This window comes from Streptomyces sp. CA-106110 (assembly GCF_050936285.1).
Taxonomy (GTDB): domain Bacteria; phylum Actinomycetota; class Actinomycetes; order Streptomycetales; family Streptomycetaceae; genus Streptomyces.
The window spans coordinates 1,145,484-1,157,202 of the sequence record NZ_JBNJNB010000001.1 but is presented as its reverse complement, the minus strand read 5'-3'; the positions used below and the strand labels follow the sequence as shown (position 1 = coordinate 1,157,202).

General features: G+C 70.0%; 10 protein-coding genes and 2 pseudogenes. 4 read left to right on the top strand and 8 right to left on the bottom strand.

Translation table 11 applies throughout. The features are described 5' to 3' along the window. Nucleotides 1-264: 264 nt before the first annotated feature. Nucleotides 265-816 carry a DUF4232 domain-containing protein gene (locus ACQEXA_RS05450; protein WP_432936667.1) on the top strand — a complete coding sequence of 184 codons (552 nt, stop codon included), beginning with the start codon at nt 265-267 and terminating at the stop codon, nt 814-816. Between the two features lie 115 nt (nt 817-931). Here ACQEXA_RS05450 and ACQEXA_RS05445 read toward each other — a convergent pair whose 3' ends face one another. Further along, the gene (locus ACQEXA_RS05445; RefSeq protein ID WP_432936669.1) at nt 932-1,849 is read right to left on the bottom strand and encodes an SGNH/GDSL hydrolase family protein; all 918 of its coding nucleotides are present in this window, start codon (nt 1,847-1,849) and stop codon (nt 932-934) included. Nucleotides 1,850-2,227: 378 nt separating this feature from the next. Between ACQEXA_RS05445 and ACQEXA_RS05440 the strand changes: the two genes are divergently transcribed. Beyond that, on the top strand, nt 2,228-3,232 hold the full coding sequence (locus ACQEXA_RS05440; RefSeq protein WP_432936671.1) for an aldo/keto reductase family protein: 1,005 nt from the start codon (nt 2,228-2,230) through the stop codon (nt 3,230-3,232). A gap of 201 nt (nt 3,233-3,433) precedes the next feature. Here ACQEXA_RS05440 and ACQEXA_RS05435 read toward each other — a convergent pair. Beyond that, a pseudogene (locus ACQEXA_RS05435) lies at nt 3,434-4,069 on the bottom strand (NmrA family NAD(P)-binding protein); the annotation flags it as partial. Nucleotides 4,070-4,083: 14 nt separating this feature from the next. After that, the gene (locus ACQEXA_RS05430) at nt 4,084-5,715 is read right to left on the bottom strand and encodes an IS200/IS605 family accessory protein TnpB-related protein (protein WP_433128851.1); all 1,632 of its coding nucleotides are present in this window, start codon (nt 5,713-5,715) and stop codon (nt 4,084-4,086) included. A 215-nt stretch (nt 5,716-5,930) separates the two neighbouring features. On the opposite strand from ACQEXA_RS05430, the pseudogene ACQEXA_RS05425 reads away from it, so the two are divergent. Beyond that, nucleotides 5,931-6,545, top strand: a pseudogene (locus ACQEXA_RS05425) (IS110 family transposase); the annotation flags it as partial. Nucleotides 6,546-6,753: 208 nt separating this feature from the next. Beyond that, the gene (locus tag ACQEXA_RS05420; protein ID WP_433128849.1) at nt 6,754-7,506 is read left to right on the top strand and encodes a transposase; all 753 of its coding nucleotides are present in this window, start codon (nt 6,754-6,756) and stop codon (nt 7,504-7,506) included. A 71-nt stretch (nt 7,507-7,577) separates the two neighbouring features. On the opposite strand, the gene ACQEXA_RS05415 is transcribed toward ACQEXA_RS05420, so the two are convergent. From ACQEXA_RS05415 to ACQEXA_RS05395, 5 genes are all read right to left on the bottom strand, one after another. Further along, nucleotides 7,578-7,826, bottom strand: a complete 249-nt coding sequence (locus tag ACQEXA_RS05415) for an NmrA family NAD(P)-binding protein (protein WP_432936678.1) — start codon at nt 7,824-7,826, stop codon at nt 7,578-7,580. 184 nt (nt 7,827-8,010) lie between these two features. After that, nucleotides 8,011-8,439 (bottom strand): universal stress protein, encoded by a 429-nt coding sequence (locus ACQEXA_RS05410; protein ID WP_432936681.1) that lies wholly within the window; start codon nt 8,437-8,439, stop codon nt 8,011-8,013. Nucleotides 8,440-8,617: 178 nt separating this feature from the next. Continuing rightward, entirely contained in the window at nt 8,618-9,703 is a 1,086-nt protein-coding gene (locus ACQEXA_RS05405) for a class I SAM-dependent methyltransferase (RefSeq protein WP_432936684.1), read from the bottom strand. Then, nucleotides 9,700-10,902 (bottom strand): glycosyltransferase, encoded by a 1,203-nt coding sequence (locus tag ACQEXA_RS05400; RefSeq protein WP_433128847.1) that lies wholly within the window; start codon nt 10,900-10,902, stop codon nt 9,700-9,702. The genes ACQEXA_RS05405 and ACQEXA_RS05400 overlap by 4 nt, the downstream gene beginning before the upstream one ends. Beyond that, complete coding sequence (locus ACQEXA_RS05395; RefSeq protein WP_432936689.1) at nt 10,899-11,717, bottom strand: alpha/beta fold hydrolase; 819 nt, start codon at nt 11,715-11,717, stop codon at nt 10,899-10,901. The genes ACQEXA_RS05400 and ACQEXA_RS05395 overlap by 4 nt, the downstream gene beginning before the upstream one ends. Nucleotides 11,718-11,719 lie beyond the last annotated feature (2 nt).

Genomic DNA, 11,719 nt, shown 5'->3' with positions numbered 1-11,719 from the left:
GGCCTCTTGAGGTCCCCGATCCCCCTGTCACCGGATCGGGCTGCCGCTCAGGTTTGGTGCCTGCCGTGGGGCGCCTGAGGCAAGGGGCAGGCCGGGTTCCCGGATGGCCGATGGCGGAGCTTGATGCGACGCTGGGAGACGGTGACAGCGGAGGTGGGGATCGAGACGCATGTCGTTCAACGCGTGACGATCCGGTCCCACTCCTTCTTGCGTCGGCCGCCGCAGGACATGGAGGCGGCCCCGTACACCGCGGGAGGACAACCCATGAATCGCACCACGAGAAGTCGCCTGCGCCTGGTCTCTGTGCTGCTGGCTGCGGCCGCGTCCGCGGGCCTGCCGGCGGGCGCCGGCCTTGCGGCCGCAGCAGACGTCGGCGCTCCTCAGCGGGCCTCGGTTCCCTCGTGCACGAGCGCTCAGGTCGTCGCGAACAGCGCGCGCCGCATCGGCGGCACCCAGATCGGGATCACCGTCGTCAACAAGGGTTCGAAGCCCTGCACGCTGACGGGCTTTCCCACGGTGGCTCTCGCGGGCCTGGGCTCACCGGACAAGAACAAGCCCCTCAACGTGATCCGCCAGGGCTCATCGACGCCGGTGCAATTGGCGGTCGGCGGCCGGGCCTCGACGCAGCTCACCTTCACGCCGGTCCTGGGTGAGGCGGACGGGTACTGCGCCTCCGGCGCCACACCTTTCGCAGCGCCCTCGATCGTGGTGGGCGTCGCGGGTGGCAAGCAGCAGTTGGCTCCGGATGACGGCGGCGACTTCGCGCTCTGCGGCCAGAGCATTCGTGCCACCGCCTTCCGGGCGGCAGGTGCCTGACACGCGCGAGGATCCGCAGCCACCGGCCGGGCGACCGGCCGGTGGCTGCGGATCGGTTTGCGAGTCCCGGCAGACGAACGGCACAAGCCGTGCGTCCACCACGGTGTCGCACCGATCAGTCGCGTCCGCGACCCTTGTCCAGGCGGGCCAGCACGGCACTCGCCATGGCCTGTTCACCCTTGGCATTGGGGTGCGCGGGGGCCGCCGGCGAGGCGGGCTGCAGTGGTTCGATCCAGCGGTCCGCGGGCGCCTTGCACATGTCATGCCCCTGTGTGGGCCCGTAGGTGTCCACGTACTCGGCGTGATTCCACTCGGCCACCAGGCGAAGCATCAGGTTCAGGCGCTTCTCGGTGTCCCGCAGATAGGGAAAGTCCTTCGACGCGAACGGGACCGAGGGAAAGCAACCGCTGCCGTCGTCGGGCAGCAGGTCCGGGTAGCCGACGACGAGCACACGGGCGTGCGGCGCCTTGGCGCGCACAGCCCGCAGCACACGGTCGACCTTCGGCGCCGTCTGCACGATGTTCAGCGCCAATTGGTCGAAACCGGACGCGGCGTAGTGGCGCTGACACGGGTTTCCCGTCACGTCCGTGGAACTGAGGCCCGCGCAGGTGGCGATGATGGAGCCGAAACCGATGTCGTTGCCGCCGATCTGGACGGTCACCAGATCGGTGTCCCGTTGCACCGCGTTCAGCTGAGGGGGATTGGTGCCCTGCGGCTTCCACATGTCCTCGGTCGTCGCTCCGCCGCAGCTCGCATCCTTGAACGCGGTCACTTCGCGCTCCGCCGCCACGATCGAGGGGTAGTTGTGGTCGGAGCGGGCGCAGGCCGCGTCCACCTGCTGCGGGATGAGGGGGCCCGAGGTGTAGGAGTCCCCGAGTGACACGTACTGCGTGTCACGGCCGTGCCCCACGCCATGGGCCGAGGCGGGTACCGCCGAAGCGGCGACGAGGACGCAGCCGCCAAGCGCCGCCCCCGCCGTGAGCGGCCAGGAGCGACGTCTCGCAGCTTCGCCAGGATGAGTGTCATTCGCCATGCAGGTCCTCCCCCTGAAGCCAGGCCGGCACGCGGAACCGCACCAAGGACGGCTCTCGCGCGTTCGATTGGGCCTGTATACCGTTCGGTATGTCCCGCGTGCCAGAGTCGTGAACGGGGCAACTGCGCGGGGGTACCACCCGCACCGACGAGGGGCCGGGTTCCGCCGGGACCACTTGAAGTGGGTGACCCTGCGCAGAGTACGTTCAGCAGTAGTAGGCACATGCTGTCGCAGCCGGGCGCGAAGTGATCTGATGAGAGTCGCTGCCGAGTGCCCAAACAGAAGACGCTCCTGAGCTGCCCCGCCCAGGACAGTCCGCGGGGACGTGCACTCGGCGGTGCCGATGGCCCCGCACATGCCCGTAAAGGATTGGCCCGTATGGAATACCGTCACCTCGGCCGCAGTGGCCTGATCATCAGCGAGATCGCCTATGGCAACTGGCTGACCCATGGTTCACAGGTGGAGGCGGAGGCGGCGACCGCATGCGTGCGCGCCGCGCTCGACGTGGGCATCACCACCTTCGACACGGCTGACGCCTACGCCGCGACTCGGGCCGAGTCGGTTCTGGGCGACGCGCTGAAGGGCGAGCGCCGCGAGGGACTGGAGATCTTCACCAAGGTCTTCTGGCCCACCGGCCCGGGCAACAACGACCGCGGGCTGTCCCGCAAGCACGTCATGGAGTCGATCGAGGGGTCGCTGCGCCGTCTGCGGACCGACTACGTGGACCTGTACCAGGCCCACCGGTACGACGTCGCCACGCCGCTGGAGGAGACGATGGAGGCGTTCGCCGACATCGTCCACTCGGGCAAGGCCCACTACATCGGTGTCTCGGAGTGGCCCGCGGAGCAGATCCGGCGTGCGCACGCCCTGGCGCGAGAGCTGCGCATCCCGCTGGTGTCCAACCAGCCTCAGTACAACGCCCTGTGGCGGGTCATCGAGGGAGAGGTCGTGCCCGCCTGCGAGGAGTTGGGCATCGGCCAGGTGGTGTTCTCGCCGATCGCGCAGGGTGTGCTGACGGGCAAGTACACGCCCGGTCAGCAGCCGCCGGAGGGCTCGCGCGCCACCGATGCCAAGGGCGGCGCCAACATGATCGCCCGCTGGCTCCGCGATGACGTGCTGGAGGCCGTCCAGCAGCTCCAGCCGCTCGCCGCCGACGCCGGGCTCTCCCTGGCACAACTGGCCGTGGCCTGGGTGCTGCAGAACCCCAACGTCTCGGCGGCCATCATCGGTGCGTCGCGGCCGGAGCAGGTCGCGGAGAACGCCAAGGCGGCCGGTGTCGTGCTCGATGCCGACCTGATGGCCCGCATCGAGGAGGTCCTGGAGCCGGTCGCGGTCACCGACCCCAAGCGGGTCCACGACAACGTGCCCGAGCGCCGCCCCTGAGACACCGGCGCCCTCACACATCGACGTCCTCCCGGCCAAAGGCCGGGAGGACGTCGCCGTGTGCCTGGCCGCGGTCCGAAAGACCACGCCGAGTGACCGGAACATGGGCGGCTTGGCCGGCGAGCCCGCCGCGGCCAGCTCACCACCGCACAGAACGTCAGGTGGCGTTCCAGTCGGCGGGCCGGTCGGGCGGGTTCGCGTTCAGCGGGCGGCCGCGAACGCGTCGCGGGCCCAGTCGGCGAAGTGCGTCCAGTGGATGTGTGGTGCGGCGGCGTGCAGCGCGGGCATGTCCACGCGGTAGCCCGGACCGTTGAGAAACGTCCACATCGCACGCATGTCTGGACTCCCGATCGCCTCGAGCGGTACTTGCTCATGGCGGACTTCGTGTCCCAGGGCGGCGCTCAGCGCGGCCGCCATCTGTGCGGGCGTGGGTGCGTCACCGGCCAGTTCGATACGCCCTTCCGTGTACGCGGCGGGGCTCAGCAGCACCTCGGCCGCGAAGGCGCCGAGATCGGGCCGGGCGAGCTGCTGCAACGGCCTGTCGGCAGGCAGCGGCAGGTCGAGAACCCCGTCGCGGATGCGTTCCGCTCCGCCCAGGGCGTTGTCGAAGAAATACGTCGGGCCGAGGATCGTGTACGGCACATCGCCGGAAGCCAGCTCCTGCTCGACGCGTGCCTTGCTCTCGAAATGCGGTACGCCGCTGTCCTGGTCGGCCCCGGCCACGGAGCTGAAGACAAGATGCGGCACGCGTTTCTCGCTCGCCGCGGCCAGGATCGCCCGCCCCTGGGCCACCTCGGCCTCCACGCCGGCCTCGAAGGGAGTCGTGAACGCGAAGACCCCTCTGACCGTTCCTAGTCAGTGAGTAGGAGTGAGTCTTGTACCCAGTCCTGGTCAACTGGCGCATCCCGAACGGTGGTGGATGCACTGGTCTCCCGCGTTCGCGCCGCGTCCGGCGACACGGATCGTGTCCGTGGTCCAAGGATGCGGGGGCGGGTTCCCTCACGCCCTGGGGTGCCGTGTCCGGCCTGGGCGGTCCGATGCCCCACACGATCGCTCTGGTCGTGTGGGGGCGGTGCCGTCCGTCGCCGGATGCGGTGCCCGAGGGCGCGCCTGCCGATCGCGATGCTCGCAGCATCGTGACGGGTGGTCTTGCGGTTCTTGCCGGAAAGGGGCCCCAGCCAGTGCTGGGCGCCCCACTTGCTGGTGTAGGCGGGGTCGACGGCGATGATGGTGATGCCGAGTGCGGCCGCCATGCTGACGAGCCGGGCCCGCAGCTTGGACACGGGTATGCCGGAGATCACCTGCCTGAACCGCTTCTGGCGCCCGTGCTTCTCCCGGGTTTTCTCCGCGCTGAAGTCGAGGTCTTCGATCGCGATCGACAGGCCGTGGCGTTGGGCCCAGTGCAGGAGCCGGATCAGTGCATGCCGTACCTGGGCATCACGATGGTTCGCCGTGCCGGACAGGTCGTAGAAGAACCGGCGCGGTTGGCCGCAAGGGTTGCCGTGCTGATCGAGGCGCCAGGCGGCGAGGTGGTCGGCGTTGGTGTCGACGCCGACCAGACCGCCGGTGCGGGCGTGGGACAGGGGAACGGTCTTGACCGGTGGGATGGTCCAGGAGGCGGTGAGGTACCAGCGGGAGCGGTCTGTGTCGTAGTGGATGCGGTAGGCCACGGACCGGTTCGTGGTGATGCGGTCGGCCCATTCCTCGCGCCGGTGGTGAAAGACCACAGCGCCGGTGAACACATACCGGCCATGCGGGGCGTTGGCCAGGTGGGCAAGCGGCGCAGGCAGCTTGAGGGAGACTTCGCCGTCGGGCGTGACGCGGATGGTCTCGTTGCCGTACCGCTTGCCCGATTCCCCGTCCGCTTGGAGGAACCAGCGCGATGCTTCCCACCGTTGCCGCCACTGGGCCTGCGTGAGGTGGGCGGCGTGCAGGTGGTGCCGGTTGCGTGCGAGCCGCTTCCCGCCGCGCACCACCCGGACGCGGCCCGCAGCGTGGTCGGCCTGCTCGGCATCCAGCCGGCCTTGAAGGACCTGCAGGCGCCGGGTCTTGGCGAACCACTCTCGTGCGCTGCGGTAGCCGCCCGGCGCCCGCTTGCTTCCCTTCTCGCCGATCGGCAGGGACAGGCGGTGCGTGATCGTCCGCACGCCCGCCTGAAGGCTGTGGATGTGCGCGAGTTGGGCACGCCTGGCCAGCGCCCACTGATCGTGGGTGGCCTTGGTGATGCTCCCGGCCCAGCGCGACGAAGACTCCTCCGTCAGGGCCCGCTTACGCTCCGCCCACCTATCCGCGGAGTGTTCCAGACCGTCGGCGCACCGGAATTTAAGGTCCTTCGAGGCCAGCGAGCCCAGATGTGCGCCCACCAGGCGCAACACCTGCTCGTCGTCGGCGCTCAGGTGCTTGAGGCGGGTGCGGATCGCCACGTCGGACGGGCCGACGGCCACGAAGGGAGCAGCGATCGTGCGCAACGCCTCGTCGGGCATCGATGTACTCCCTCCATCACGCTTGAGCAGCAACAGGAAGAACGGTATCGGCGGGCACTGACATTTAGCGTTGACGGTGGCTTCCCGGGATCCTCGGGGGCTGCGTAGGGTGCGTCGGGTCCGGTTCTTCCGGCACGGCTGGATCACTGACCGAAGCGTCTGCCTGCAGGCGACTTCTCCACGCTGATCGACGGCTGGTTGAACCCCCGACGCACGTGCGTCCCTGTTGGGAACCCGTGGCCACGGCAAGCGCGTGGACCTCTGCTACCGAATGTCCGGTCAGCACAACCCTGCCGAGCACGTGCCTGGTTGTGGCGGAAGCCCTCCGGACACGGACAGCACCTGCTGCGGGACGGAGGCATCTGTTGAAGCTGCACCTGGGGATCGATGTGGCCTGCCGGGCCTCGCACCGGGCCACCTGCACTGACGCCGCCGGAGAGATCCAGTTCTCCGGACGGCGGTTCACCACCACCGCTGACGACCTCGAACGGTTATGGGACGGCCTGCCCTCCACCGACGACGTCACCGTCATCATGGAGCCCACCCGCAACGCGTGGGTCCCGCTCGCCGCGTGGTTCGCCCACCGTGGTGCCAAGGTGGTCCTGGTGCCGCCGGAGCAGTCCGCTGACCTGCGCGACTACTACTCCAAGCACACCAAGAACGACCGGCTCGACTCCCGGATCCTCGCGCGGCTGCCACTGCTGCACCCCGAAGGACTGCGGGACCTGTCAGACACAGGGCCGGCCGACCCCCTGCGACGAGCCGTCCGTCGCCGCAGCTCGCTGGTCGAACGCCGCACGGCCACTTTCTACCGGCTCGACGCCCTACTGGAGCTGCTCGGACCCGCCTGGGCCGACGCCCTGGGCACAGGCGCCTACTCCAAAGCCGCGCTGGCCGTGCTGGAGAAAACCGGAGCCGACTCCCACGCCATCCGCCGACTGGGCCGCAAACGCCTGGCCGCCCTGCGGATCCGACACAGCCGAGGCCAGTGGCGCGAGGAGCACGCGGAACAGATCACGGCTGCCGCCCGGCAGAGCCTTGAGGCGGGCGGGCGGCGCCCTGGACTTCGCCGAACTGGCCGAGGACATCGCCGGCGAGGCCCGCATGGCCGCTCACCTGAACGCGCAGATCATCACCCTGGAGGACCGGATCGCCATCCTTTACGAAGAAGCCGACCCCGGCCAGGTCATCGCCTCCGGGCCCGGCTTCGGCGTCATCACGGCCGCGGGCATCCTGGGCCGGCTCGGAGACCCGAACCGCTTCGCCAGCCTGGCCGGTATCCGCGCCTTCACCGGCCTGGTTCCCCGTGTCAGCCAGTCCGGACTGACCGGCCGCAACGGCCCACCCACCCGCCAAGGAGATCCCGGACTGCGCGAGACCTTGTTCAAGGCCGCGGACATCGCCCGGCACGTCGATCCCACCCTCGCCGCCCGTTACCACGATCTCGTCGCAGGCAAGGGCAAACACCACAACTCCGCCCTCTGCACACTCGCCGCCGTCCTGGTCACCCGCCTGGCCGCCTGCTGGCGCAACGGCACCCTCTACGAACTCCGCGACACCGACGGACGCGAGATCACCGAGGCCGAGGGACGACGAACCTGCACAACCCGCTACAAGGTCGACAAGACCGCCCGAGCGAAAGTCGACGTCCGACGGCGAGCCCAGCAACTGAAAAACCCAACGACGAGCCGGCGTGAGAAGGAGTCGCGAAGCGCTCCGGCAACCGGCCCGTCGACAACCACCCTACGAACCAACCCCCGAGATCACCACGATCTGCTTGACGTCCGTTAGGAACTCAACGGGGCCCGCCATACGACGTGTGCGCGCTACAACACCACGAACCAGTACATGCTCCTGCACACTCACACACGCTCCTGCACATCCGAAAACGACCAGTTCCCCACCCCGTTCATCGCGGCGGCGAGCGACGCGCGGTCGCCAAGGGATCCCGCCACCACGTCGACGTCCCGGTCGGCCAGTTCACGTGCTCCCCTGTGGCCGGTGTCACGTACCAGTGCCCGGACGGGAGCGCCGCGGCCCAGGAGGGCGTCGGTCACGGCTCTGCCCTGACCGCCGGTCGCCGCAAGCACCAGGATGGGTTCGTCGACCATCGGGGGCGTCCTCCTGCACAGGTACGCGCGGCGATGAGTCATGAGCCAGTGGTGCCAACGCTATCGCTCGACGTCTGGCGACGTGCTCAGCGGCGCGGCAGCCTCACCGCGTGCCACCGGGACCCGGTCCGGGAGCGAGGCGCCCGTACCGCGGGCCTGTGGCGGCAGGCCCGGCGGCGGGAGGTCAGGCCTCGTCGGTCTCCGGGAGCAGGAGGACGGGGACGTGGGTGGCGTGGCTCACGGCGTCGGAGACACGGGGGTTGAACCAGGCGGCGAAGGTGCTGCGGTGGTGGGGGCTGAGCACGAGCAGGTCGGCGCCCACCCGCTCGGCGGCGGCGGTGATCGCGGGGGCGACCTCGGTGATGAACTCACCGAGCAGTTCGCCCTCGGCGCTGACACCGGCGTCACGCAGAGCTGCGAGGGCCTCGTCGAGTACCTGCTGGGCTTCCTTCTCGTCCTCCAGCGGCATGACGGCGGTGCCGACCGGCGCGGTGGTGGCGATGTGGAGGACGTGCACCGTGCTGTCGAACTTCTGGGCGAGAGTGGTGACGGTGTCGAGCGAACGCTGCGGCAGCGGGGTCGGGTCGACGGCCAGCAGAATACGCTGGAACATGGGGGCTTCTCCTTGAGGTGAAGAGACGGCGGGGCACCGACGGTCCGCTCATGGTGGGTGCGACCGCCCATGCCGCGGAAAGGGATCAGCCCCTTGTCAGGGATGGTCCGTTTCCATGGCCCAGTCAATCATGTGCTCCTCGGCTCCTTGAGGGCGAGGTCAGGGCGATCGTGCGGGGTCAGTCTCGGCGGGCCACCAGGCGGTACGCGTTGGACAGCCGCAGCCGGTGGGACAGGGGCTGGACCCCGAACCGGTCGATCAGTGTGCCCAGGACCAGCGCGGGGATCCCGGTGACGAGCACGGCGGTACGCAGTGCTCGTCGCAGCGCGTTCGGCCGCTCGGGAAGCCACGGCATGTCGTCGTGCGGTGCGGCGTGGTTGAGTGCGAGCCACACCGCGGCCAACAGGTCGACCGGGTCGTGCGGTTCGGCGTGCTGCTTGGCGACCACCGTGAAGCCCAGCTCGGCCAGTCGGCCGCGGAGGTTGGTGACTGGCGTGAAATGCAGGTGCTGCGGCTGGAGCCAGGGCAGCCACCAACGGCCGAGGAGACGGGCGTAGCGGCTCTGCGGGTCAGGGACCTCGATCAGCAGATGACCGCCGGGACGCACCGACTGCCACGCGGCCCGCAGTTCGGCATCGGGATCGGCGCTGTGTTCCAGGTAGTGGAACATGCTCACCACGTCGTAGCGGGCGGCGAGCTCCGGTGCCAGGCGGGGGAAGCTGCCGCGGTAGCCGCGCTCCACTCGTCCCTCGCGTTCGGCGAGTTCGGCGCCGTCGGTGAAGTCGAGCCCGTCGAACGTCGTGCCGGGCAGGACGTCGCGGGCGGCCGCGCAGAAGTGGCCGTGGCCGGTGCCGACGTCCAGCCAGTTCTTCGGGGTGGCGTCGTACGGCAGCATCGACTCGGCACGGCGCCGGTACATCGCGCCACGCCTGCCGAACGTGTCACCGAGCTGCTTCTCGCCGAGTCCGTCGTAGAAGTCCCGGTAGTAGAACTCGAGGCCGGCCTCGTTGAGGCGGGGGTTCTGAAACGTGTGGCCGCACGCGTCGCAGCGGTCGAGGGTGAAGCGGCCCGGTTTGTGCTGGAGCAGGTCGGTGGTGCGCAGCCGGGTGCTCAGCCGGTGCGACGCGCACCAGGGGCAGGTGGTGCGGCGCTCTTCGAAGAACTGGTCCAGGCCCTCGGCTAGATCGGCCTGGTATCGGGGACGCAGCGCGGCGACCAGTTCGGCGCGGCCGGGGCCTGTGGCGGGCTTGGTCTCGTCGCTCATCGGGACTCCCTGGCCAGGTGTTCGAGGTGGGTCGCCGCGGCCGGTGCTCCTCCGGCGGCACGGAACGCCGTACGGATGCGCCCGGCGGCGGCTCGGAAGCCGGGCTCGTGCAGAACCTCGTCGACGGCGGCGCCGAGCCGCGTGGCGGAGACCCGGCCGAAGCGGATCCGTACGCCCGCCCCCGCGTCGACCACCTGTCCGGCCACGACGGGTTGGTCGTCGCGGATCGGGGCGACCACGAGCGGGAGCCCGTGCCAGAGGGCCTCGCACACGGTGTTGTGCCCGGCATGGCAGACGACCGCGTCGACCCGTTCGAGGAGGGCGGGTTGGGGGACCGAGGGAACGATCAGGACGTCCTTGTCCTCCTGGCCGGGGGCCGTCCCGCCGTCCGCGCCCAGTGCCCCGCCCGGATCGGCGATGACCGTCTGCACCCGGTCGGCCTGCTCGCGCATGGCTTCCAGGCACACGTCGAGGAAGCGGCCACCGACGTCCGTGTTGGCGGTGCCGAGAGTCACCAGCACCGTGGGCCGGCCGCTGTCGAGCCACTGCCAGGGAAACCCAGGCGCTGTGGGGCGGGCGGCGATCGAGGGACCTACGTAGCGCAGCTGATCGCCCTTCAACGCCCCCTTCGGACCCACGAGTTCTGGGGTGCTGAAGGCCAGCGCCAGACGGGGGGAGAAGCGCGGGTCGGCGGTGCCGGACGGGTCTCCGATGCGCAGGCGCAGATCCGCCAGGAGCCCGTGGAGATGCTCCTTGACTCTGGGCAGACCGGCCAGCGGGTCGACCAGTTCGGCGGAGGTGGTGGCCGAGGTCGCCCATGGCACGCCGAGCCGCTCGGCCACCAGCGCCCCGGCGAAGGCCTGCTGGTCGGCGACGACCACTTCCGGACGCGCACTCTCGACGGCCGCCCGCACCCCCGGCGCCATCGCCTCGGCGAGCGGCACGAGGTACCACTCCCACAGGAACTTCAGGGCCTCCGGCCCCCGGAGCCCGGCCGGCCGCTGGGCTCCGTCCGCACCTGGGACCGGCCCTGCGCAACCGAACACCTCGGCGTCCGGTTCGGCCAGCCGCGCGACGAGCCCGGGGTCGGGGCACGCCCACGCCACCCGGTGCCCGCGCGCGGCCAGTTCGGCGGCCACACCCACAGCGGGGTTGATGTGCCCCACCAACGGCGGTACGACGAACAGGAATCCGCTCACCGGACCTCGGCCCCGGTCAGCTCGGCCGCCGAGACTTCCTGCAGGAACGCCAGGATGTGCCCGCCGACGGCGCCTTGCGCCTCCACCAGCACGGAGTGCTCGTGTCCCGGCAGGACGACCGTCCGGCAGTCGGGCAGCAACGACTCCAGCCAGGGCACCAGTTCGGCGAGGTCGGAGTCACCTCCGTAGACGCCGAGCACCGGGCAGCGCACGGAACGTATCTCTTCCTCGGTCAGTACCGGACTGGCCGGGATGTCCCGGCCCAGCGTGGTCTCGCGGGCGAGCCGGGCCGCACCCTTCGCCAGGCGCGCGTGGTTGCGGCCGCGGTTGGCCGTGATCCAGGCGATCGCCTCGGATTCGTTGCGTCCGAGGTCGGTCACCACCCGACGCAGGATGTCGTCCAGTTTCATCGCCCATGCAGCGGTGGCCGGTTCGGACTCGATCAGGCTGACACTTGCCGTTCGCTCCGGGTGGCGGACCGCGTACCCGAAGGCGATCGTTCCGCCATAGGAGTTGCCGACGAGATGCACGGGACCGGTCACCTCCAGCCGGTCGAGCAGGGCCTCCAGGTCGTCGATGTTGTGGTCCAGGGTGTAGCCCTCAGCCGGGCGTTGACTGCGGCCGTGGCCCCTCAGGTCGTACATGACCACGTCGAACCCGACCGCCGCGAACGCCGGGGCCACGGTGAAGTAGTAGCTGGCCAGGCTGTCGGTGAGCAGACCGTGGACCAGCACCGCCGTGGCGGCCGGGCGGCCGACCCTCGGGCCGAGTCTCTGCACATGCAACCGGATGTCACCGGTGTCGACGATCGCCATCC